The organism is Nocardioides sp. P5_E3 (assembly GCF_054049275.1).
Genome location: NZ_JBFUMR010000035.1, coordinates 16933 through 38468 on the forward strand (window position 1 = coordinate 16933; position 21536 = coordinate 38468).

22 protein-coding genes are annotated in these 21536 nt (G+C 70.5%); 16 read left to right on the forward strand and 6 right to left on the reverse strand.

Going from position 1 to position 21536, the window contains the following annotated elements; all coding sequences use genetic code 11:
* Positions 1-48 precede the first annotated feature (48 nt).
* The 4 genes from pstC to ACXJKB_RS19230 all read left to right on the forward strand — a co-directional run bounded on the left by pstC (position 49) and on the right by ACXJKB_RS19230 (position 4134).
* Entirely contained in the window at positions 49-984 is a 936-nt protein-coding gene (gene pstC, locus ACXJKB_RS19215) for a phosphate ABC transporter permease subunit PstC (protein WP_457191217.1), read from the forward strand.
* Entirely contained in the window at positions 981-2072 is a 1092-nt protein-coding gene (gene pstA, locus ACXJKB_RS19220) for a phosphate ABC transporter permease PstA (RefSeq protein WP_457191219.1), read from the forward strand. Before pstC ends, pstA begins: the two co-directional genes overlap by 4 nt.
* A gap of 32 nt (positions 2073-2104) precedes the next feature.
* A complete protein-coding gene (pstB, locus tag ACXJKB_RS19225; RefSeq protein ID WP_300047436.1) occupies positions 2105-2884 on the forward strand; it encodes a phosphate ABC transporter ATP-binding protein PstB in 780 nt (259 codons plus the stop codon).
* A gap of 284 nt (positions 2885-3168) precedes the next feature.
* Entirely contained in the window at positions 3169-4134 is a 966-nt protein-coding gene (locus tag ACXJKB_RS19230) for a hypothetical protein (protein WP_457191221.1), read from the forward strand.
* A 195-nt stretch (positions 4135-4329) separates the two neighbouring features.
* Here the strand turns inward: ACXJKB_RS19230 and ACXJKB_RS19235 are convergent, their stop codons facing one another.
* From ACXJKB_RS19235 to ACXJKB_RS19250, 4 genes are all read right to left on the reverse strand, one after another.
* Complete coding sequence (locus ACXJKB_RS19235) at positions 4330-5325, reverse strand: anion permease (RefSeq protein ID WP_457191223.1); 996 nt, start codon at positions 5323-5325, stop codon at positions 4330-4332.
* Positions 5326-5374: 49 nt separating this feature from the next.
* Positions 5375-5992, reverse strand: coding sequence for a DUF47 domain-containing protein (locus ACXJKB_RS19240; RefSeq protein ID WP_457191225.1), 618 nt, complete (start codon positions 5990-5992; stop codon positions 5375-5377).
* A 106-nt stretch (positions 5993-6098) separates the two neighbouring features.
* Positions 6099-8276, reverse strand: coding sequence for an RNA degradosome polyphosphate kinase (locus tag ACXJKB_RS19245; RefSeq protein ID WP_457191226.1), 2178 nt, complete (start codon positions 8274-8276; stop codon positions 6099-6101).
* Positions 8277-8322: 46 nt separating this feature from the next.
* Complete coding sequence (locus ACXJKB_RS19250; protein ID WP_300047428.1) at positions 8323-8685, reverse strand: DsrE family protein; 363 nt, start codon at positions 8683-8685, stop codon at positions 8323-8325.
* A 23-nt stretch (positions 8686-8708) separates the two neighbouring features.
* On the opposite strand from ACXJKB_RS19250, the gene ACXJKB_RS19255 reads away from it, so the two are divergent.
* The 5 genes from ACXJKB_RS19255 (at position 8709) to ygfZ (ending at position 12840) form a co-directional block, all read left to right on the forward strand.
* The gene (locus tag ACXJKB_RS19255; protein WP_457191229.1) at positions 8709-9203 is read left to right on the forward strand and encodes an FABP family protein; all 495 of its coding nucleotides are present in this window, start codon (positions 8709-8711) and stop codon (positions 9201-9203) included.
* 77 nt (positions 9204-9280) lie between these two features.
* Positions 9281-9703 carry a Fur family transcriptional regulator gene (locus tag ACXJKB_RS19260; RefSeq protein ID WP_457191231.1) on the forward strand — a complete coding sequence of 141 codons (423 nt, stop codon included), beginning with the start codon at positions 9281-9283 and terminating at the stop codon, positions 9701-9703.
* Positions 9704-9903: 200 nt separating this feature from the next.
* The gene (locus ACXJKB_RS19265) at positions 9904-10467 is read left to right on the forward strand and encodes a winged helix-turn-helix domain-containing protein (RefSeq protein WP_457191233.1); all 564 of its coding nucleotides are present in this window, start codon (positions 9904-9906) and stop codon (positions 10465-10467) included.
* Positions 10464-11732 carry an MFS transporter gene (locus tag ACXJKB_RS19270; protein WP_457191235.1) on the forward strand — a complete coding sequence of 423 codons (1269 nt, stop codon included), beginning with the start codon at positions 10464-10466 and terminating at the stop codon, positions 11730-11732. The genes ACXJKB_RS19265 and ACXJKB_RS19270 overlap by 4 nt, the downstream gene beginning before the upstream one ends.
* A 172-nt stretch (positions 11733-11904) precedes the next feature.
* Complete coding sequence (gene ygfZ / locus ACXJKB_RS19275) at positions 11905-12840, forward strand: CAF17-like 4Fe-4S cluster assembly/insertion protein YgfZ (RefSeq protein WP_457191237.1); 936 nt, start codon at positions 11905-11907, stop codon at positions 12838-12840.
* 82 nt (positions 12841-12922) lie between these two features.
* Here the strand turns inward: ygfZ and mshD are convergent, their stop codons facing one another.
* Together mshD and ACXJKB_RS19285 are read right to left on the reverse strand one after the other, a co-directional pair.
* Positions 12923-13741 (reverse strand): mycothiol synthase, encoded by an 819-nt coding sequence (mshD, locus tag ACXJKB_RS19280; protein WP_457191239.1) that lies wholly within the window; start codon positions 13739-13741, stop codon positions 12923-12925.
* Between the two features lie 147 nt (positions 13742-13888).
* Positions 13889-14608 carry a winged helix-turn-helix transcriptional regulator gene (locus tag ACXJKB_RS19285; protein ID WP_457191241.1) on the reverse strand — a complete coding sequence of 240 codons (720 nt, stop codon included), beginning with the start codon at positions 14606-14608 and terminating at the stop codon, positions 13889-13891.
* Between the two features lie 79 nt (positions 14609-14687).
* Between ACXJKB_RS19285 and ACXJKB_RS19290 the strand changes: the two genes are divergently transcribed.
* The 7 genes from ACXJKB_RS19290 to ACXJKB_RS19320 all read left to right on the forward strand — a co-directional run bounded on the left by ACXJKB_RS19290 (position 14688) and on the right by ACXJKB_RS19320 (position 21534).
* Positions 14688-14996 (forward strand): MoaD/ThiS family protein, encoded by a 309-nt coding sequence (locus ACXJKB_RS19290; protein ID WP_300047408.1) that lies wholly within the window; start codon positions 14688-14690, stop codon positions 14994-14996.
* A 109-nt stretch (positions 14997-15105) separates the two neighbouring features.
* Positions 15106-17304, forward strand: a complete 2199-nt coding sequence (locus ACXJKB_RS19295) for a carboxypeptidase-like regulatory domain-containing protein (protein WP_457191243.1) — start codon at positions 15106-15108, stop codon at positions 17302-17304.
* Positions 17305-17441: 137 nt separating this feature from the next.
* On the forward strand, positions 17442-17903 hold the full coding sequence (locus tag ACXJKB_RS19300) for a TlpA family protein disulfide reductase (protein ID WP_457191245.1): 462 nt from the start codon (positions 17442-17444) through the stop codon (positions 17901-17903).
* A gap of 286 nt (positions 17904-18189) precedes the next feature.
* Positions 18190-18672 carry a DUF4395 domain-containing protein gene (locus tag ACXJKB_RS19305; RefSeq protein WP_457191247.1) on the forward strand — a complete coding sequence of 161 codons (483 nt, stop codon included), beginning with the start codon at positions 18190-18192 and terminating at the stop codon, positions 18670-18672.
* A 36-nt stretch (positions 18673-18708) separates the two neighbouring features.
* Entirely contained in the window at positions 18709-19557 is an 849-nt protein-coding gene (locus ACXJKB_RS19310; RefSeq protein WP_457191249.1) for a sulfurtransferase, read from the forward strand.
* A 1-nt stretch (position 19558) separates the two neighbouring features.
* Positions 19559-19864, forward strand: a complete 306-nt coding sequence (locus ACXJKB_RS19315; RefSeq protein ID WP_457191251.1) for a DUF1416 domain-containing protein — start codon at positions 19559-19561, stop codon at positions 19862-19864.
* Between the two features lie 182 nt (positions 19865-20046).
* Positions 20047-21534: an ATP-binding protein gene (locus tag ACXJKB_RS19320; RefSeq protein WP_457191271.1), complete on the forward strand. Its 1488-nt coding sequence runs from the start codon at positions 20047-20049 to the stop codon at positions 21532-21534.
* Positions 21535-21536: the final 2 nt, after the last annotated feature.

A 21536-nucleotide genomic window follows, 5' to 3' on the forward strand; every position in this document is an offset into this window, starting at 1 on the left:
CATCCGGCCCGCCGCACCGACGCATGAACCGACTGAATGAGGTAGCACGTGGCAACCATCGCCGCTGATCAGGAGACGGGCCCGGCGAGGCTGGGCGACCGGGTCTTCTCCGCCACCGCCCTGGCCGCCGGGATCGCGATCCTTCTCGCCCTGGCAGGCGTCTTCATCTTCCTGGCGATCGAGGGCGTCCCGGGTCTGGCAAAGCCGGCCGAGTTCTACGGCGAGGCGAGCAACTTCTGGGGCTACGTCGCCCCGCTGCTGTTCGGCACCGTGCTCGCCGCCGTGATCGCGCTGATCGTGGCCGTCCCGCTCGCCTGGGGCATCGCGCTGGTGGTGAGCCACTACGCGCCGAAGTCGATCGCCACCCCGATCGCCTACGTCATCGACCTGCTCGCCGCGGTGCCCTCGGTGGTCTTCGGCCTCTGGGGCATCAGCGTCCTGGCGCGCCACCTGCAGCCGGGTTACGTCTGGCTGGACGAGAACATGGGCTGGCTGCCCTTCTTCGCCGGGCCGGCCTCCGGCACCGGACGCACCATCCTCACCGCCGGTCTGGTGCTGGCGATCATGATCCTCCCGATCATCACCGCGATCTCGCGCGAGGTGTTCTCCCAGACGCCGCGGCTGCACGAGGAGGCCGCGCTCGCGCTGGGCGCCACCCGCTGGGAGATGATCCGGATGGCCGTCTTCCCCTACGCCCGCTCCGGCATGGTCTCGGCGGTGATGCTCGGCCTGGGACGCGCGCTCGGCGAGACCATGGCCGTGGCCATGGTGCTGTCCGCCGGCGGCGGCATCTCCCTCAACCTGATCTCGAGCAGCAACCCGGCCTCGATCGCGTCCAACATCGCCTCCAACTACAAGGAGGGCACCCCGGGCAAGATCCAGGTGCTGATCGCGACCGGCCTGGTGCTCTTCCTCGTGACGTTCCTGGTCAACTTCGCCGCCCGGTGGATCGTCACCCGCAACGAGAGGAAGTTGACTCGATGAGCATCACCACAGCTCCCGCCCGGCCCACCTCGGAGCCGGTCGCGTTCACGCAGGCCAAGCTGCCACGCCTGGCGCCCGCCCTCGTCGGTGTCGTGGCCATCGCCGCTGCGGCCCTGCCTGTGCTCCTGCTCGGCTGGGGCCTGATCGCGTGGGCGCTCGTCGCCGGTGTCCTCTACCTCGTCGCGCTGCCGGCCTGGGCGCGGGTCGTGGAGGGGCCTCGCGGGGCGGCGGACCGGATGGTCACCGGGCTCGTGTGGGCGGCGTGCCTCGTCGCCATCGTGCCGCTGGTATCGCTGCTCTACACGGTCGTGGACCGGGGTCTGCCCGCGATCAACTCGACCTTCCTCACCTACTCGATGTACCGGACCGAGCTGGATCAGGAGGTGGGCATCTACCACGCGCTGGTCGGCACCCTCCTGATCACGCTGGGCGCCGCCGTCATCTCGGTGCCGATCGGCATCATGGCCGCGATCTACCTCATCGAGTACGGCAAGGGCAGCCGCCTCGCCCGCTGGATCACGTTCCTGGTGGACGTGATGACCGGCATCCCGTCGATCGTGGCCGGCCTCTTCGCGTTCTCGCTGTTCATCCTCATCTTCGGTCCGTCCACCCGGGTCGGTATCGGCGGCTCGGTGGCGCTGTCGCTGCTGATGATCCCGGTGGTGGTCCGCTCGACCGAGGAGATGCTGCGGCTGGTTCCCGCCGACCTGCGCGAGGCGTCGTACGCCCTGGGCGTGCCGAAGTGGCGCACGATCGTCAAGGTCGTCCTCCCGACGGCCCTCGGCGGCATCGTCACCGGGGTCACGCTCGCCATTGCCCGCGTCGTCGGCGAGACCGCCCCGCTGCTCCTCATCGCCGGCCTGACGACCCGCACGAACTTCAACGTGTTCTCGGAGCGGATGACCACCCTGCCGGTGCTGATCTACACCCAGAACGCCAACCCCGGCATCGCCGAGACCCCGGGTGGCACGCCGCCCGGCATCGAGATCGCCTGGGGCGGCGCGCTGGTGCTGATCCTGATCGTCATGATGCTGAACCTCGTGGCGCGCCTCATCGGCGCGATCTTCGCCCCCAAGACCGGCCACTAGGCCCCGAACCAGACACAAGAGAGACTCACCCCATGGCCAAGAGCATCACCGTCGGCGACCTGGACATCTACTACGGCGACTTCCTCGCCGTGCAGGGCGTCAACATGACCATCAAGGCACGCTCGGTCACTGCCTTCATCGGTCCGTCCGGATGCGGCAAGTCGACGTTCCTGCGCTCGCTCAACCGCATGCACGAGGTCATCCCCGGCGCACGCGTCGAGGGCAAGGTGATGGTCGACGGGCAGTCGCTCTACGACAGCGCCGTCGACCCGGTCGCCGTACGCCGCCAGATCGGCATGGTCTTCCAGCGGCCGAACCCGTTCCCGACGATGTCCATCTACGAGAACGTCCTGGCCGGCAACCGCCTCAACTCGAAGAGGATGAAGAAGGCCGAGGCCGACGACATCGTCGAGCGCTCGCTGAAGGGGGCGAACCTCTGGAACGAGGTGAAGGACCGCCTCAACAAGCCCGGCATGGGTCTCTCCGGCGGCCAGCAGCAGCGGCTCTGCATCGCCCGTGCGATCGCCGTCGAGCCGCAGGTGCTGCTGATGGACGAGCCGTGCTCCGCGCTCGACCCGATCTCGACCTCCGCGATCGAGGACCTCATCCACGAGCTGAAGTCCGACTACACGATCGTCATCGTCACCCACAACATGCAGCAGGCCGCCCGCGTCTCCGACGAGACCGGCTTCTTCAACCTCAAGGCCGCCGGCCAGCCCGGCCAGCTGGTGGAGTTCAACTCCACCCAGAAGATGTTCGCGAACCCGGACAACGAGGCCACCGAGGCCTACATCTCCGGCCGCTTCGGCTGAGCCCTCTCCCCGGCCCCTTGCCGCCGGGGTGGTCCGGAGCGTCCTGGGTGTCCGATCGGGGGTTCGGACCCCCAGGGCGTCCCCGTCCACCCCTGCGCCTTCGAGGGCGTGCTCGTGCGTCATCCGAACCCGCACCCATGGGTGCGGGTTCGTATGACGTCCCCTGACGTGGCTGCGTGACGGCTGAGCCGCCGCCCGTCCACAGACCTCCGCCGCGGCCGGTCGTCCACAGGCGCACGCCCGTCTCGTGGCGGGGCGTACGTCGCCGCCGCGATCGTGGCGAGGTGATCGCATCGAACGCCCCTCGCACCGCATCTCTCCGGGCCGCGCGTCGGCAGCGGGCCGAGAGGCTTGCACACGACCAGGCGTGGGCGCTGTCGCGGCGTCAGCTGTACGCCGCCGGCATCACGCGCGCTGAGGTGCGGGCCAACCTGGCGGCGCGCAGGTGGCAGCTGGTCGGGCGCCACGTCGTCGTGGTGCACACGGGTCCGCTGGCGCTCGACACCACGCTGTGGGCGGCCCGGCTGTCCGGTGGTCCTCGCGCCCGTCTCGACGGGGTCTCGTCGCTGATCGCGGCAGGTCTCACGGGGTTCGACATCGATCGGCACCGCGTGTCCGTGCCGCGTGGCGCGCGGGTGTTCCGCGACCGGGTGATCGACGTACGCCAGACGCGTCGGTGGAGGGCCGACGACGCCGCCGGTGGTGCCGGGCCACCGCGCACCCGGCCCGAGATCGCCGCCGTGCGCGGGGCTCTCTGGGCGCGGAGCGATCGACAGGCAGCCCTCCTGCTGACCATGGTCGTCCAGCAGGGTGTGGCTCCCGCGGATCGGATCGGGCAGGCGCTCCTGCAGGTCAAGCGCGATCGTCGGCTGGCGTTCGTGATCGATGTGGTGACCGACCTGCTCGGCGGCGTACGAAGTCTTGCCGAGCTGGACTTCGCCCGCGAGTGCCGTAGGCGAGGTCTGCCCGAGCCGACACGCCAGGTCGTCCGTCGCGGCAGGGACGGCCGCTACTACCTCGACGTGGTGTGGGAGGAGTGGGGCCTCGTCGTCGAGGTGGACGGCATCCACCACGCCCTCGCGCAGGAAGTGGTGGCCGACGCGCTCCGCCACAACGACGTCACGCTCGGCAACCTCACGGTGCTGCGGCTACCGGTGCTCGGCCTGCGCGTCGCGGCCGACGACTTCTTCGACCAGATCGAGCGAGCCCTGGTCGACGCGGGCTGCCCGGGACTCGGTCCCGCGGCCTGACGGTTCGGCGTACGCCGGAACCGCCCGCGCCTCGCGGCCGCCGGCCCGCCTCGTCAAGCGTCATACGGATCGGCAGGTATGGGTGCGGCTTCGTATGACGCTGGCCGTCGAGCGTCCGGAGCGTCATACGCATCGGCAGGTATGGGTGCGGCTTTGTATGACGCTGGCCGCCCCGGGGGAGGGCCAGGAAAGCGGTCAGGGGAGGAAGACGCGGGCGATCCAGTAGCAGATCGCGGCTACGGAGGCGGCTGCCGGGAAGGTGAGCACCCAGGCGATCAGGATGGACCGTGCGACACCCCACCGGACGGCGGAGAGGCGCTTGGTCGCGCCCACGCCCATGACCGCGGAGGTGATGGTGTGGGTGGTCGAGATCGGCGCCTCGAAGACGTACGCGGTGGTGTAGAGCACGCTCGACGCCACCGACTCGGCGGCGAAGCCGCGGGCCGGGTCGAGGTGGATGATCCGGCGTCCGAGGGTGCGCATGATGCGCCAGCCGCCGGACCAGGTGCCGAGCGAGATCGCGGCGGCCGAGGTGAAGATGACCCACAGCGGGAGCGGGTCGCCCTCGGAGACGTAGCCGCCGGTGAGCAGCGCCAGGAAGATGACACCCATCGTCTTCTGGGCGTCCTGCAGGCCGTGGCCGAGCGCCATCGCTGCGGCCGACACGGTCTGGGCCATCTTGAAGCCGCGGTTGGCGCGGCCCGGGTTGGCCCGGCGGAAGATCCACATGATCGCGACCATCAGGGCGAAGCCCAGGGTGAAGGCGATCACCGGGGAGATCAGCATCGGGAGGACGACCTTCTCGACCACGACGTCCCAGTTGGCGGTCGTGCCGGCCGCGATCGCGGCGCCGACGAGGCCGCCGATCAGGGCCTGCGAGGACGAGGAGGGCAGCCCGAGCCACCAGGTGACCAGGTTCCACGAGATGGCGCCGAGGAGGCCGCACATCACGATCACCAGCCCGTGGCTGCCTGACCCCGGATTGATCACGTCGGACACCGTGTGCGCGACCTTCTGGCCGAGGAAGGCGCCGACGAAGTTCATGATCGCCGCCATGGCGAGCGCCACGCGAGGCTTGAGGGCGCCCGTCGAGACGGACGTCGCGATCGCGTTGGCCGCGTCGTGGAAGCCGTTGGTGTAGTCGAACACCAAGGCGACGACGACGACCGCGAGGATGATCGCGATCTCCATCAGGCCACGCTCCGGGCGCGCGAGGACGAGGTGATGGCACGCATCAGGATCAGGACTCCTTGACCGCGATCTGCTCCACGATGTTGGCGACCTTCTCGAACGCGTCGATCGCCCCCTCGAGGGACTCCACGATGTCCTTGAGCTTCAGGACCTCGAGGGCCTCGTGCTCACCGCTGAAGAGGTTGGCCAGGATGCGGCGGTAGGACTTGTCACCGGTGTTCTCGAGACGGTTGATCTCGATCCAGTACTCGTCGAGCGAGCCCATCGACTCCAGCGACGGCATCGCGGCGGCGGTCAGCTCGGCGCAGCGCTGCAGCACCTCGACCTGCTGGGTGGTCTCCGGCGGCAGCGACGTGACCTCGTAGAGGAGGACCAGGTCGACGGCTTCGTCCATCATGTCCATGACGTCGTCGAGCGCCGAGGCGAGGGAGTAGATGTCCTCGCGGTCGAACGGCGTGACGAACGTGCTGTTCACCCGTCGGATGATCGAGTGGGTCGTCTCGTCGGCAGCGTGCTCGGCCTCGCGCATGCGCTGGGCGATCTCTGCCTTGGAGTTGCCGGCCGACAGCATCTCGCTGAGGAGCTGGGCTCCGACGACGAGGTGGTTGGCAGCCTCGGCGAAGAGGTCGTAGAACGAGCTGTCGACAGGGCGGAACTTCAAACGCACGGTGAACTCCGAACGGGGGGCGGATGAACCGTGGTTCATGGTAGGGGGTGATCGGTCCCCTGACGCAAAACCGGGGCCACGTTCGGGTCCCTGTGTGACGCTCCGCTCAGCGGCGGCGTACGCGCTGGCGGACGATCAGCTCGTCGTGCAGGTGCCGCGCGCCTCGGTGCATCCGCCACTCGGCGTCCGACCCCAGCTCCCACGCCGTCGTCCCCGGGTCGAGCGCCAGGTCGAGGAGCGCCCCGACCTCCGCGACGACGTGCGGGTCGCGCAGGCGTACGAGCACCTCCACGCGGCGGTCCAGGTTGCGGTGCATCATGTCGGCCGAGCCGATCCACGCGGCCGGGTCGCCGCCGTTGTCGAACCAGAAGATCCGGCTGTGCTCCAGGAAGCGACCCAGGATCGAGCGCACCCGGACGGTCTCGGACAGCCCTTGTACGCCGGGTCGCATCGCGCAGATGCCGCGGATGAGCAGCTCGATGCGTACGCCCTCCTGCGAGGCGAGGTAGAGCGCGTCGATCACCGCCTCGTCGACCACCGAGTTCGCCTTGATCCGGATCCCTGCGGGCCGGCCGGCCTGGTGGTGGGCGATCTCCTGGTGGATCTGGGCGATCAGGCCCTCGCGCACGCTGTGGGGCGCGACGAGGAGGTGGTCGTAGGTGCGGTTGCGGCTGACGCCCGAGAGGTTGTTGAAGAGCAGCGCGACGTCCTCGCCGATCTCGGGGTTGGCCGTCAGCAGGCCGAGGTCCTCGTACAGCCGTGCGGTCTTCGGGTTGTAGTTGCCGGTGCCGAGGTGGACGTAGCGGCGGATGCCCTCGGGCTCGTCACGCACGACCATCGACAGCTTGCAGTGGGTCTTGAGCCCGACGAGGCCGTAGACGACGTGGCAGCCGGACTGCTCGAGCTTGCGTGCCCAGCGGATGTTGGCCTGCTCGTCGAAGCGGGCCTTGATCTCCACGATCACCAGGACCTGCTTGCCGGCCTCGGCGGCGTCGATGAGCGCCTCGATGATCGGGCTGTCACCGGAGGTGCGGTAGAGCGTCTGCTTGATCGCCAGCACGTGCGGGTCGGCGGCGGCCTGCTCGAGGAAGCGCTGCACCGACGTGGCGAAGGAGTCGTAGGGGTGGTGCAGCAGCACGTCGTGGCGTGACACGGAGTCGAAGACGTCGACCGGCGACGACGACTCGACCTCCGCCAGGCTCGGGTGCGTCGACGGGAGGAAGGCGGCGTACTTGAGGTCGTCGCGCGGCAGGTCGGCGATCGAGTGGAGCCCGGTGAGGTCGAGCGGGCCGGGCAGCGAGACGACCTCGTCGCGCCCGACGCCCAGCTCGGACACCAGCAGCTCGAGCACCTTGGGGTCCATCGACTCCTCGACCTCGAGCCGCACCGGCGGGCCGAAGCGGCGCCGCTGCAGCTCCTTCTCGAGCGCCTTGAGGAGGTTCTCCGCGTCGTCCTCCTCCACCTCGAGGTCCTCGTTGCGGGTGACCCGGAAGGTGTGGGAGGCCAGCACGTCCATGCCGGTGAAGAGCTTCTTGAGGTGCTCGCCGATGACGTCCTCGATCGGCACGAACCGCTGGTTGCCGACCCCGACGAAGCGGCCGAACGTGGGTGGCACCTTGACCCGCGCGAAGTGCTCGGTGCCGGTCTCCGGGTGGCGTACGACGACCGCGAGGTTGAGCGACAGCCCGGAGATGTAGGGGAACGGGTGGGCGGGGTCGACGGCCAGGGGGGTGAGGACCGGGAAGATCCGGTCCTTGAAGAGCTTCTTGCAGATCTTCTGCTCCTCGCGGTCGAGCTCGGCCCACCGGACGATCTCGATGCCGTGCCCGCCCAGCTCGGGCAGCAGCTCGACCAGCGCCCGCGCGTGCCGCTCCATCAGCGCGCGGCCCTCGGCCCACAGCGTCTCCAGCTGCTCGCGCGGCATCAGTCCGCTGGCCGCCCGCACGGCGACCCCGGCGGCGATGCGTCGCTTGAGGCCGGCGACGCGGACCATGAAGAACTCGTCGAGGTTGCTGGCGAAGATCGCGAGGAAGCGCGCCCGCTCCAGCAGCGGGAGGGTCGGGTCCTCGGCGAGCTCGAGGACCCGCTGGTTGAAGCGGACCCAGGAGATCTCCCGGTCGATGAAGCGGTCCTCGTACTTCTCGACACCCGCGATGGCCTCGGCGTCGGGCTGGTAGGGCGGCTCGACGTCGAAGGTGTCGGTGGGGTGCCCGAAGGGCTCGGCGACCGGCCCTTCGTCCACCGACGGGGAGACAGCGCTGGTGAGGGTGGCCGGGTCGGACATGTCACTCAGTGTGGCACCGGAAGGTGAACGTCGGATGACCTCCGTCTCAGTAGACCAACGCCTGGACGCCCTCGCCCAGGACCTGCTCGGCGAAGACGGCCGCGCCGGCGATCGTGACGCCCTCGCGGAGGTCGCCGGCGACGATGCCGCGTCGCGCCGCGCACTGCGAGCAGACGGTGATCGTCCCGCTCGTGAGGACCGCCGCGATCAGCTGGTCGAGCGGCGTCGCGAGCTCGAGCTCGAACTCCTCGGCGCGACCCGGTACGCCGAACCAGGCGGCGTCGCCGGTCAGCCACAGCGAGACCTCGGCGCCGGACGCCGCCGCGGCGGCGGCGACGGTGAAGCCCTGGTTGAGGCGCTCGGCCTCCTCTGCGCCGCAGGTGACCTTGACGACAAGTGAGCGAGGCATGCGCCCAGACTAGAGTCGGGCCCATGCCTTTCGAGCTGCCGGACAACCTGCACCCCAACTGCGGCCCCGTCGCGTGGCTGCTCGGCACCTGGCGCGGCAACGGCCACGGGACCTACCCGACGATCGAGTCGTTCCAGTTCGGCCAGGAGCTGATCTTCACCCACGACGGCCGACCGTTCTTCCACTACATGTCGCGCGCGTGGATCGTCGACGAGGAGGGCGAGTTCGTCCGCGACGCCGCCATGGAGACCGGCTTCCTGCGCTGCCCCGAGCCCGGGAAGGTCGAGTTCCTGCTCTCGCACAACATCGGCTTCTCGGAGATCTGGTACGGCGCGGCCGACGGCGGCAAGGTCGAGATGCACACCGCCGGCGTCTCCTTCACCGAGACGGCGAAGGAGGTCACGGCGGGCTCGCGGATGTACGGCAACGTCGAGGGTGACCTGCTCTACGCCTACGACATGGCGGCCGTCGGCCAGGAGCTCCAGCCGCACACCTGGGCGCGCCTCCAGCGAGCCTGAATGAACACCCCACGACGCACTTCTCCTCCGCTGCGCTCCGCCGGACGAGCGCCGCGTGGAGCCCGGACAAGCGGGTCATGAGCGACGACCTGGCGGCGCGGCTGCGGGAGCAGGGGCTGCGGCTCACCCCGCAGCGCGAGCTGATCCTGCGGGCCGTCGAGGAGCTGCGCCACGCCACCCCCGACGAGGTGCTGGCCCACGTGCGCGGCCAGGTGAGCTCGGTCAACGCCTCCACCGTCTACCGCACGCTCGAGGTGCTCGAGGAGCTCGGGCTGGTGCGCCACACGCACCTCAGCGACCGCGCGCCGACGTACCACTCGACCCGCGAGCACGAGCACATCCACGTCGTGTGCCGCAGTTGCGGATCCGTGCGCTCGTACGACCCCGCGATCGTGGCCTCGCTCGTCGCGGCGCTGGGGGAGGACGGCTTCTCCGTCGACGTCGGCCACCTCGCGATATTCGGCACCTGCGCCGACTGCTCGGCTGCCGCTGGATCTTGAGTCTCTGAGCGACTCAGGTCGGACTTTGCGGCCGATGTTCGGGCCGCTGGGACCTTGAGTCTCTGAGCGACTTAAGCCGGACTTTGCGGCCGATGTTCCCGCTTGTCGGCTGAGATTTCGGCCGACAAGCGGGAAGTTCCCCGGATATCCGGGGATCGCTCCCTATTGCAAGGACTCTTTCGAAAGAGTACTTTCGACAGATGCCCAACCCCCGCCGCCTCCGCGACCCCCGCGCCCTCGCCGCCGTCGCCCACCCGGTCCGGATGGGGATCATCGAGCTGCTGTCGGTCCACGGCCCGATGACCGCCACCGAGCTCGCCGACAGGCTCGACGAGACGCCGGCCAACTGCTCGTGGCACCTGCGCAAGCTCGCCGAGCACGACTTCATCGAGGAGGCTGCCGGCGGCACGGGACGCCAGCGGCCGTGGCAGATGCAGCACATCGGGATGTCGTGGGCCGAGGACGACGACGTCGGCCGTGACGAGCTGCGCGCCGGGCAGGCGTTGAGCCGGATGCTGCTCGAGCGGTGGGTCGACCGCTTCCTCGGCGCGAGCGAGCGCGAGACGGATCCGGGCTGGCGCGACAGCGCCGGGCTGACCCAGCACGTCGCGTGGCTCACGTCCGAGGAGCTGGCCGACCTGACCAGCCGGCTGAGCGAGGTCGCGGGCACGTACGACGACCGCCTCGGCACCGGCGAGCGTCCCGACGGCGCCCGGCTGTGCGAGATCGTCGCCTGGGGCTCGGCCGTGGAGATCGAGCGATGAGGGCGGCCTTCGCCCAGCCCGGCTTCACGCGACTCTTCGCCGGCCTGACGACGTCGATGCTCGGCGACTCGATCATGCTGCTGGTGCTCAGCATCTGGGTGAAGACCCTCACCGGCTCGAGCGCGATGGCCGGCTTCACGTTCTTCTTCATGTGCATCCCGGCGATCTTCGCGCCGTTCGTCGGCGTCTGGCTCGACCGGATCAAGCGCAAGCCGATGCTGGTGTGGGGCAACATCCTGTCGGCCGTCGCGGTCCTGCCGCTGCTGCTGGTCCGCGACGCCGGCGACGTCTGGATCATCTGGACGGTCGCCGGGTTCTACGGCGTCAGCTTCGTCGTCCTGCCCGCCGGCCTCAACGGCCTGCTCAAGGAGCTGATGCCCGAGCGGATGCTCGTCGACGCCAACTCCAGCATCCAGACCGTCAAGGAGTCCTACCGGCTCTTCGGCCCGCTGCTCGGCGCGGCGCTCTTCGCCTGGCTCGGCGGCTGGGCGGTCGCGCTCGTCGACGCCGCGTCGTTCCTCGTCGCGGCGGCCATCATCTCGACGATCCGGGTCGAGGAGGAGACCCCCGAGCACGAGCAGGCCGCCTACTGGAACCAGCTCACCGACGGCCTGCGCCACCTCGTGCACGACCGGGTGCTCGGCCACCTCCTCATCGGGTTCGGCCTGTCGATGCTCGTCCTCGGCTTCACGGAGTCGGCGATCTTCGCGCTGACCGACCACTTCGACCGCCCCGCCACCTACGTCAGCGTGATCGTGTCGGTGCAGGGCATCGGCGCGGTCGTCGGCGGCATCGCCTCCGCCGGGTGCGTACGACGCCTCGGCGAGGTCGCGACGAGCGTGCTCGGGCTGGTGCTGCTCGGGATCAGCGCCCTGGGCATCGCGGCGTCGCCGGTGATGGCGGGCGTGCTGGTGAGCATCGTGGTCTTCGGCGTCTCGCTCCCGCTGCTGGTCGTCGCCTACATGACGCTGCTGCAGCGTCGTACGCCGCAGCGGCTGATGGGTCGCGTCTCGACGGCCGCCGAGGTCGTGATGACCGTGCCGAGCGCGGTCTCGCTCGCCCTCGGTGCCGCGCTGGTGACCGTCGTCGACTGGCGGTGGATCTTCCTGGTCATCGGCGTCGCGACGCTGGCCGGCGCCGGTCACGTCGCCTTCTGGCTCCGCGACCAGATCGGGCGACGCCACCTTGAGTCGGAACCCGTCGACGAGCCGCCCGCCCCGCTCGACCCCTCGTCGCCGCTGGGGCCGGGAGTGGGCGCGGCTTGAAYGCCGCGCCCCTCGTCCCCAGCCTGCTGCGCGCAGTCAGACGCACGCGCTGGCTGCGTTGTCGTCGGTCGCCGTGACTCCGTCACGTCTCCACTCCTCCGCCTTGCCATCACGCACGCCTGACTGCGCTCGCGACGGCCGGTGTCTCGGGCCACGGCGTAGGCTCGTCGGCATGCAGTCCCCGCTCCTCGCCCTGCCCGGTGCCGTCGCGGGCGACGGGATCGACGCCCCGGTCGCCGCCCACTACGGCTCCTTCAACACCGAGCAGCGCAGCCTCGCGCGCGGTGACGGGTTCGTCGACCTCTCGCACCGCGACGTCGTACGCATCTCCGGACCCGAGCGGCTGTCGTGGCTCCACAACCTGACCACGCAGTACTTCGACGGCCTCGCCCCCGGCACCTGGACCCAGGCGCTCGTGCTGAGCCCGCAGGGCCACGTCGAGCACGCCTTCACCGGCGTCGACGACGGCGAGGCGTTCACCGCCCACACCGAGCCGGGCGCGGGCGCCGCGCTGGCGGAGTGGCTCGAGCGGATGAAGTTCATGACCCGCGTCGAGGTCTCCCTCGTCGACGACGTCGCCGTGATGTGGCGCCCGGGGGACGGCATCGGTCGCTATGACCTCGTGCCCCGCGACCGCCTCGAGGCGTACGCCGAAGCGGCCGGGCCGGCCTGCGGGCTCTGGGCCTTCGAGGCGCTGCGCATCGAGCGCGGCGAGCCGCGGTTCGGCCTCGACACCGACCACCGCACCATCCCCAACGAGGTCGGCTGGATCGGCGCCGCGGTGCACCTCGACAAGGGCTGCTACCGCGGCCAGGAGACCGTCGCGCGGGTCCACACGCTCGGTCGTCCGCCCCGCCGGCTGGTGCTGCTGCACCTCGACGGGTCGGAGAACCGGCTGCCGCCCGTCGGGTCCCCGGTGTCGTACGACGGTCGTGACGTCGGCTTCGTCGGCTCCAGCGCCCGCCACCACGAGCTCGGCCCGATCGCGCTCGCGCTGGTCAAGCGCAACGTGCCGGTCGACGCAGCCCTGACGGTCGACGAGATGCCCGCCGCGCAGGAGGTCGTCGTCGACCCCGAGGTCGGCCTGCACGTCCGCCCCCTCCGCTGACGCTGGGGGCTCGCCCGAGCTGAGCGTCATACCGATCGGCACCGATGGGTGCGGGTTCGTATGACGCAGCGGGCGTGCCCGATCAGGGGCGGCGGTACTGCACGTGGGTGTCCGCGTCGGCGTGCCCGAACCTGAGGCGGGAGTAGACCGCGACGGCGGGGGCGTTGTCGGACTCGACGTAGAGCAGCACCTCGTCCACGCCGAGGCCGGCGAGGTGGTGCAGCCCGGCCAGGGTGAGCACCTTGCCGAGTCCGCGGCCCTGCGCGGCCGGCGCGACGCCGACGACGTACACCTCGCCGAGGCGGGCGTCGTGCTGCTTGGTCCAGTGGAAGCCGAGCATCCCCGAGTCGTCCTCCGCGACGAGCAGCCCGGCCGGGTCGAACCACGGCTCCGCCATCCGCCGGGCGAGGTTGTCGAGGTCCATCGCGCCCTGCTCGGGGTGGTCGGCGAAGGCGGCCGCGTTGACCGCGACCACGTCGGCGGCGTCGGAGTCGCGGTAGGACCGGATCGTCACCCCGCCGGGCACCTCGAGGGCGGGCAGGGGGAGCGAGGTCGGCCGCCGCATCACCCAGAGGTCGCGCACCCGCTCCCACCCGTGGCGGGCGGCGAGCCTGGCGGCGGCCGGGTGGTTGCCGTGCGACCACGCCGTCAGCCCGGTGCCGTACGACGACTCGGCGCGCGTGAGCAGCGCGGACCCGAGGCCGCGGCCGCGGGCCGTCGGGCGGACGACGAGTGAGAGGTCGCCGGCATGCAGGAGGGCGAAGGCGTCGTCCTCCGCGATGACGGTCGCGGCGCCGTCGGCGAGGGCGATGCGGGTGGCCTCGTCGAGCGGGTCGGCCCCGTCGGCGGCCGCGGCCTCGTCGGCGATCTGCGCGACTGTCTCTGGGGCGGTGGCCTGCATGCGCTCGACCCTAGCGGCGCCCGCCAGCCCGTCGTCCGGGGCCGAACCCGGGTATCTAGGGACGAAATGGGAGTAGATCGTGGACTTCGGCGACCATTTCGTCCCTAGATACCCCCCGAGGAGACGGAGGGACGAGGCAACGAGGGGTCAGGAGGACGTCGAGGAGGGTGCGGTCTCCGGGGCGGGGTCGCGGGTGGGCACGACGAAGCGGTAGCCGACGTTGCGGACGGTGCCGATGTGGTGCTCGTGCTCGGTGCCGAGCTTGGCGCGGAGGCGGCGCACGTGGACGTCGACGGTGCGGGTGCCGCCGAAGTAGTCGTAGCCCCAGACCTCCTGGAGCAGCTGCTCGCGGCTGAAGACGCGACCCGGGTGCTGGGCGAGGTACTTCAGGAGCTCGAACTCCTTGTAGGTCAGGTCGAGGGGGCGGCCGCCGATGCGGGCGGTGTAGGTGGCGTCGTCGACCACGACCTCGCCGCGATGGATGACGTGGGCGGCCGGGTCGTCGGGCGCGGCGGCGCTCGCGCGGCCGATCGCGAGGCGGATACGGGCGTCGAGCTCGGCCGGACCGCAGGTGTGGAGGACGACGTCGTCCATGCCCCAGTCGTGGGCGACGACGGCGAGGCCGCCCTCGGTGACGATGAGCAGGACCGGGGCGTCGGTGCCGGTGGTGCGGATCAGCCGGCACAGGTCGCGGGCCGCGGCGAGGTCCTGGCGCCCGTCGACGAGGACGAGGTCGGAGTCGGGCGCGTCGAGCAGCGCGCTGCCCTGGGCCGGGACGATCTTCACGGTGTGCGACAGCAGCGCGAGCCCGGGGAGCACCTCGGCGGAGGGCTGCAGGGCGCTCGTGAGGAGCAGCAGTGCGCTCATCGCGGGGCCCTCCTCGTGCGGGGGATCAGCCAGTGCGTCAGCCGGTGGCGTCAGCCGGGGATGAGGAAGGATATCCCGCATGAGCCACCCGACGGACGCGCACCGGAGTCGTGAGACAGCGATCACCGTGCGCTACTGGGCGGGCGCCCGGGCCGCGGCCGGGACCGCGGAGGACGTCTGGGAGACGGACGGGACGGAGGGCGAGCTGAGCCTGGCCGACGTCGTCGCGCGCGTCCTCGAGCGGCATCCCGGTGAGCAGATGGCCCGCACGGTCGGGGTCTGCTCGGTGCTCCTCGGCGACCGGCCGGTCCGCACGCAGGACCCGGAGTCCGTCGTCGTACGCCCGGGTGACGTCGTCGAGCTGCTGCCCCCATTTGCCGGTGGGTGACCACAAGCGGGCCGATATGCGATAGAACTGCGTCTCGACAGGCCTCCTACGGGGGATGGCTTGTGTGTCGTGCACGTGCGTGCCGACATGAGTCCAAGGGGGACACAGCATGATCAGCACAAACGGGGGAGCCTTCGCGCGCCTCGTCGCAGGTGGCGCAGCCGCCGCGACGGCGCTCGCCGGCTTCACGATCGGGTTGGCAGCGCCGGCCCACGCCGCGGTCACGATCAGCGGCAGCACCGTCGACACCGCAGGCAACTACGTCGACGGTCGCATCTCCGTCTTCAAGTTCTCCGACGAGAACGGCGACGGCACGATCGGCGAGTTCGAGTACGACTACGAGCCGACCGTCTACACGCAGGGAGGTGCCTTCGACCTCAACCTCGAGGACGGCCTCTACAAGCTCCAGTTCCAGCCGAACTTCGACAGCTCGGAGCTCCAGTCCGAGTACTTCCGCGACAAGGCCGACCTCGTGTCCGCCGACTTCATCACGGTCGCGGGCGCGGCGCAGGCCCTCCCGGCCTGGACCATCGACGCGGTCCCGACGGTGTTCGGCACGGTCACCACGACCGACGGCCGTCCGGTCGACAACGCCAGCGTGCAGGCGTACGCCGCTGACGACAACGCGCTGCTCGCCGGCGACACCACCAACTCCACGGGCACGTTCCGCATCGGCGCGACGGAGGCCGTGAAGCTGCGCTTCTCCGGCTACGACCCGAAGACCAAGAAGTCCCTGGCGATGGAGTACTACTCCGACAAGGCCGACCTCGCGTCCGCTGACGCGGTCGCCCCCGGCACCAACGTGGGGACCATCACCCTGGCTCCCGGTGGGTCCATCTCGGGTCGCGTCACCAGCGACGCCGGTGCCGCCCTGAACCGGGTCGAGGTCTGCTCGGAGTTCAACTGCGACTTCACTGACGCCAACGGCGCCTACACCATCGAGAACGTGACCACCGGCGCGCACCAGATCGAGTTCTCCGACCCGATCGACGAGTTCCTCGGCGAGTACTACAACAACGTCGCCATCGACGAGTTCGGCGGCCCCGTCTCCGCGCCGGCCGTGGTCACCGTCGCCCCCGGCCAGGCCGTGACCGGCGTCGACGCGGGCCTCGCGCCGAAGTCGAAGCCTGCCCCGGCGGGCGTCGACCTCAGCGGCACTGTGCGCGACCAGCTCGGTGGCGTCGGCGTCGGCTACGACGTCCTCGCCTACAACACGCCGGCCAACCCGGTCGACCGTGAGGTCGTCGCGCGGACGATCTCCAACCGTGCCGGCGGCTACGCCTTCACGACCCTCGACCGCATCGGCGGCGAGACCGAGTTCAAGATCGTGGTCGTCGGCGAGGACGCCCGCGAGGACGGCGACTTCGCCCGTCGGAGCATCTGGACCGGCCAGAAGTACGGCTACGACACCGCGACCGCGATCACTGCGGCTCCCCAGGTCATCGACTTCGTCCAGCCGGTCGCCGGCGGCGTCGCCGGTGCGATCACGAGCGACGCCGGGGGCATCCCGGACCAGCCGCAGGTCGCGTTCTACGACGTCGACAAGAACCTCGCGGGCGGTGCCGACGAGCACAAGGCCGACGGCACGTACGAGACCCGCAACCTGTGGCCCGGCGACTACACCGTCCAGTTCGGTGCCGATCGTCACGTCACCGAGTGGTGGGACAACGCGGTCGCTGCCGAGGCCAAGACCGTCACGGTCAAGCCCGGCCAGATGGTGACCGGCATCTCCGCCGCCCTCGCGAAGGACGTCAAGGCCGTCGAGCGCCCGACCATCAAGGGCGACGCCTGGGTCGGCAAGACCCTGCGCCTCGACAAGGGCGTGTGGACCCAGATGGCTGACAACGAGTTCACGTACGAGTGGCTGGTCAAGGGTGCGGTCGTTGCGACCGGCCCCTCGCTCAAGCTCACCAAGAAGAACCTCGGCGACAAGGTCACCGGCCGCGTCACCAACGACCTCGGCTTCACGCAGGGTCAGGCCGTCACCAAGGCCACCTACAAGGTCGGCTACAAGCCGAAGGTGAAGGCGAAGGTCTCCAACAAGTCCGCCGCCATCACCCTCAAGGTGAAGCCCCTCAAGGCCAAGAAGATCAAGGCCACGGTCACCGTGTTCGAGATCGTCGGCACCAAGAAGAACGGCGACGACAAGCTGAAGAAGCTCGGCAAGGGCAAGATCAAGAAGGGCACCGGCAAGGTCACCTTCAAGAAGGCGCTCGGCAAGGGCAAGCACAAGCTCGTCTTCACCGTGAAGGGCAAGGGCAAGGTCGGCTCCGGCGACATCGAGAAGAAGATCAAGCTCAAGCGCTGACCACCTGCTCCACCTGCTCCACCTGCACCACTGCTTCATCACGCGAGGCCCCGGGATCCGTTCCGGGGCCTCGCTCCATTTCCGGCCGGGCTGGGGCGCGCAGGAACAAATCCGTCGCGCACCGTCGTTGGGCGGATGTGACCACCGGAGCCTGGATCGTCGTCGCCGCCGTCGTGCTGGCGCTGGCGTTCGGGCTGTGGCGGCTCGCGACCGACGGTCGCTTCCGCGGCACCCATGTCGTACGCCCTCCCGCGGCGCCCGACCTCGAGGCGGACGACGCGCCCGTCACGAGGCCCGGCGCCGATCTCGTCGCCGCCGCGGGCCAGCAGCTGGGGGAGCGGGCGACGCTGCTGCAGTTCTCCAGCGCGTTCTGCGCCCCGTGCCGCGCCACCCGGCGGGTGCTGGGCGAAGTGACCGGCCTCGTCGACGGCGTCACCCACGTGGAGATCGACGCCGAGGAACACCTCGAGGCGACGCGGACCCTCGGCATCCTCCGCACGCCCACCACGATCGTGCTCGACGCCGCAGGCACCGAGGTCACCCGCGCGACCGGGGCGCCCACGCGCGACCAGGTCCTGACCGCACTGGCACGCGTGTGATCTCAGGATATGGATGCGTGGGTCAAATGGTGAGACAGAGCGGGGTCGAGATGGTCGCAGCGCCTAGGGTCGTCGTCATGTCCTCGACCATGCTCACCAAGCGCCGCGCAGTGGATCACTGCCGCGTGCGCTCGGCGCTGTGTCGAATGTCGTAGCGGTCCCACCGCTCACCTGAGCCCCCGTCCGGCCTGACGTCGCCGGACCGTGCTCGGTCGGTGGGACCCGCATGCCGGGCCCTGCCCCGGCGTGCCCGGCCCCTGCCGTGCCGACCGACCTCAGGAGAGACATGACCACCACCGCCACGCCCAGACCTGCCCAAGGTCCCGGCGCCGCCCTCCGTCCGGAGGGTGCGATCGACCCCCGCGGCCCGCAGCTCGCCGCCGCCCTGACCGCCGTCGTCCTGGTGGCCGTGCTGCTGCTCCCCACGCCGTACGCCGTCGCGCTGCTCGCCGTGCAGGCGGTGCTGTTCGCCGTGGGTGCGGTGCGCGGGGTGCAGGCGACGCCGCACGCCTGGCTGTTCCGCACGCTCGTCCGCCCGCGCCTGGCCCCGCCCACCGAGTGGGAGGCCCCCGAGCCGCCGCGCTTCGCCCAGGCCGTGGGCCTCGCCTTCGCGCTCGTCGGGCTGCTCGCCTTCGCGGCCGGCGCCACCGTCGTCGCCCAGGTGGCGGTCGGCCTCGCGCTCGTCGCCGCCCTCCTCAACGCCGTCTTCGCCTTCTGCCTGGGATGCGAGGTCTACCTGCTCGTCCGCCGCTTCATCGCCACCGTCTGACCCCGACTGTCACCACCAACAAGGAGCACACCAACCATGAGCCGCGAGAACTCGCTCGTCACCGCCCAGTGGGTCGAGGACAACCTCGACACCGACGGCGTCGTCCTCATCGAGGTCGACGAGGACACGACCGCCTACGACAAGGGCCACATCCGGGGAGCCATCAAGCTCGACTGGACGACCGACCTCCAGGACCAGGTCCGCCGCGACTTCGTCAACAGGGAGCAGTTCGAGGCCCTGCTGTCCGAGCGCGGTGTCTCCGACGACGACACCGTCGTGCTCTACGGCGGCAACAACAACTGGTTCGCCGCCTACGCCTACTGGTACTTCAAGCTCTACGGCCACCAGGACGTCAAGCTCCTCGACGGCGGCCGCAAGAAGTGGGAGCTCGACTCCCGCGAGCTGACCGACGAGCTCCCGACCCGCGCGACGACGTCGTACACCGCGCAGGAGCAGGACCCCTCGATCCGCGCCTTCCGCGACGAGGTCGTCGCCGCGATCGGCACGCAGAACCTCGTCGACGTGCGCAGCCCCGACGAGTACGCCGGCCGGCTGCTCGCCCCCGCCCACCTCCCGCAGGAGCAGGCCCAGCGCGCCGGCCACATCCCGACGTCGGTCAACGTGCCGTGGAGCAAGAACGCCAACGACGACGGCACCTTCAAGTCCGACGAGGAGCTCACCGCCCTCTACGACGAGGTCGGCTTCGACACCGACAAGGACACGATCGCGCTGTGCCGCATCGGCGAGCGCTCCTCGCTGACGTGGTTCGTCCTCACCGAGCTCCTCGGCCGCAAGAACGTCAAGAACTACGACGGCTCCTGGACCGAGTACGGCTCGCTCGTCGGCGTCCCGGTCGCCCTCGGTGACGAGCCCGGGGAGGCCTGACATGTGCGGAGCCAAGGAAGGCGGCCTGTCGCTCGACGGCGTCAACGTCGCCAAGGAAGCCGTGATCCAGGGCCAGGTGCTGCGCAGCGGTGACGAGCCCGTCGCCAACGCCTACGTCCGGCTGCTCGACCGCAGCGGCGAGTTCACCGCCGAGGTGCCGACGTCCGCGACGGGGCACTTCCGCTTCTTCGCCGGCGACGGCGAGTGGACCCTGCGGACGCTGGCGCCGAAGGCCCAGCCGGTCGACACCCGCGTCGTCGCCGCGACGGGCTCCGTCGCCGAGGTGCAGGTGCTCGTCACCGCCTGACCCGCGCGGACCCGCGTCTGGTCCAGACCACCGGAGGGACGTCCCGCACGAGCAGTGCGGGGCGTTCCTCTCATTTTCGCCACTGTTCCCCCACACTCGGGGCGGCGGCCTCGCTCCCGTCCTACCGTGGCATCTCGGGCTGTGCGCCGCATGCGGGCTGTGACGTGGAGGGTAGGTGGGTGATGGTCGCTGAGATCGCGCCCGCGCCCGCACTCGAGACCGACGAGCTCTGGCGCCTGACGATGGAGCACTCGCCGGTCGGGATGGCGATCGTGTCCCCGACGGGCGGCTTCATGACGGCCAACGTCGCGCTGTGCGAGATGCTCGGCCACGAGGCCGACGTGCTGATCACGAAGTCCTTCCAGGACATCACCCACCCCGACGACCTCGACGCCGACCTGCGCCTGTTCGAGCAGACGCTGGCCGGGGAGATCAGCTCCTACCGGATCACCAAGCGCTACCTCCGCGCCGACGGCAGCATCCTGGTCGGCGACCTGTCCGTCGCGCTGCTGCGCGACCCGTTGGGCACCCCGATCCACTTCATCTCCCAGATCGTCGACCTCAGCGAGCGCCAGGCCTTCGTCGAGCGGCTCGACGCGGCGGAGGCCGCCGCAGATGCGGAGCGTCGTACGGCCCAGGCGATCTTCGAGGGCGTCGCGGTCGGACTGCTGCAGATCGACGCCACCGGCCGCTACCTCGCCACCAACAGCCGGCACCGGGAGTTCCTCGAGCTCGCCTTCCCCGAGGGTCACCTCGGCCAGGCCGGGCAGACCGGCTTCGCCTACGACCTCGACCAGCAGCCGCTCGCGCGCGACGACATGCCGTCGGTGCGGGCCGCGTCCGGCGAGGAGTTCGACGACGTACGCCTGTGGGTGGGCGAGGACCCCCACTCGCGCCGGGCCCTGTCGGTCTCCGCGCGCCGTGTCCTCGACCGCACGGGTGAGGTGGCAGGCGCCGTCCTGGCCTACCACGACGTCACCGACCTGGTGCGCGCGATGGGCGTCAAGGACGAGTTCGTCTCGACGATCTCCCACGAGCTCCGTACGCCGCTCACGGCGGCGCTGGCCTACCTCGAGCTGCTCGACGAGTCGACCGACGTCAGCGCCGAGGGCCACCAGCAGGTGACCGCGGCCCGCCGCAACATGCTCCGTCTCTCGCACCTGGTCGCCGACCTGCTCTTCACCACCCGCGTCTCGGCCGGCTCGCCGCTGGTGGACCCCTACCGGGTCGACCTCGCCGTGATCCTGTGCGAGGCGGTCGACGCGGCGTCGCTCGACGCCGACAGCCGCGGGGTGCGGATCACGAGTCGGTTGCCCGGCTCCCTGCCGGCCGTCGCCGACGGGATGCGCCTGCGTCAGGTCTTCGACAACCTGCTGGACAACGCGATCGCCTACAGCCGCGAGGGCTGCCTCGTGACGGTCGACCTGGCCGTGCGCGAGGAGCACGTCGTGCTGACGGTCACCGACGAGGGCACCGGCATCGAGCCCGCCGACGTGGAGCAGGTGTTCGGTCGCTTCTACCGCGGCGAGAACGCCCGCCGGCTCCACGTGCCCGGCACCGGCCTGGGCCTCACGATCGTGCGCAGCATCGTCGAGGCCCACGGCGGCGTGGTCTCGTTGGAGAGCACGCTCGGCGAGGGCACCAGCATCTGCGTGCTGCTGCCGCGCTGAGG

What these genes read in the sequence shown, in the direction of transcription:
- pstA (WP_457191219.1), top strand. Translation starts at nt 981, where the DNA reads ATGAGCATCACCACAGCTCCCGCCCGGCCCACCTCGGAGCCGGTCGCG.
- pstB (WP_300047436.1), top strand. Translation starts at nt 2,105, where the DNA reads ATGGCCAAGAGCATCACCGTCGGCGACCTGGACATCTACTACGGCGAC.
- ACXJKB_RS19235 (WP_457191223.1), bottom strand. Translation starts at nt 5,325, where the DNA reads ATGGAGATCGCGATCATCCTCGCGGTCGTCGTCGTCGCCTTGGTGTTC.
- ACXJKB_RS19245 (WP_457191226.1), bottom strand. Translation starts at nt 8,276, where the DNA reads ATGTCCGACCCGGCCACCCTCACCAGCGCTGTCTCCCCGTCGGTGGAC.
- ACXJKB_RS19250 (WP_300047428.1), bottom strand. Translation starts at nt 8,685, where the DNA reads ATGCCTCGCTCACTTGTCGTCAAGGTCACCTGCGGCGCAGAGGAGGCC.
- ACXJKB_RS19255 (WP_457191229.1), top strand. Translation starts at nt 8,709, where the DNA reads ATGCCTTTCGAGCTGCCGGACAACCTGCACCCCAACTGCGGCCCCGTC.
- ACXJKB_RS19260 (WP_457191231.1), top strand. Translation starts at nt 9,281, where the DNA reads ATGAGCGACGACCTGGCGGCGCGGCTGCGGGAGCAGGGGCTGCGGCTC.
- ACXJKB_RS19265 (WP_457191233.1), top strand. Translation starts at nt 9,904, where the DNA reads ATGCCCAACCCCCGCCGCCTCCGCGACCCCCGCGCCCTCGCCGCCGTC.
- ACXJKB_RS19270 (WP_457191235.1), top strand. Translation starts at nt 10,464, where the DNA reads ATGAGGGCGGCCTTCGCCCAGCCCGGCTTCACGCGACTCTTCGCCGGC.
- ygfZ (WP_457191237.1), top strand. Translation starts at nt 11,905, where the DNA reads ATGCAGTCCCCGCTCCTCGCCCTGCCCGGTGCCGTCGCGGGCGACGGG.
- mshD (WP_457191239.1), bottom strand. Translation starts at nt 13,741, where the DNA reads ATGCAGGCCACCGCCCCAGAGACAGTCGCGCAGATCGCCGACGAGGCC.
- ACXJKB_RS19285 (WP_457191241.1), bottom strand. Translation starts at nt 14,608, where the DNA reads ATGAGCGCACTGCTGCTCCTCACGAGCGCCCTGCAGCCCTCCGCCGAG.
- ACXJKB_RS19290 (WP_300047408.1), top strand. Translation starts at nt 14,688, where the DNA reads ATGAGCCACCCGACGGACGCGCACCGGAGTCGTGAGACAGCGATCACC.
- ACXJKB_RS19295 (WP_457191243.1), top strand. Translation starts at nt 15,106, where the DNA reads ATGATCAGCACAAACGGGGGAGCCTTCGCGCGCCTCGTCGCAGGTGGC.
- ACXJKB_RS19305 (WP_457191247.1), top strand. Translation starts at nt 18,190, where the DNA reads ATGACCACCACCGCCACGCCCAGACCTGCCCAAGGTCCCGGCGCCGCC.
- ACXJKB_RS19310 (WP_457191249.1), top strand. Translation starts at nt 18,709, where the DNA reads ATGAGCCGCGAGAACTCGCTCGTCACCGCCCAGTGGGTCGAGGACAAC.
- ACXJKB_RS19315 (WP_457191251.1), top strand. Translation starts at nt 19,559, where the DNA reads ATGTGCGGAGCCAAGGAAGGCGGCCTGTCGCTCGACGGCGTCAACGTC.
- ACXJKB_RS19320 (WP_457191271.1), top strand. Translation starts at nt 20,047, where the DNA reads ATGGTCGCTGAGATCGCGCCCGCGCCCGCACTCGAGACCGACGAGCTC.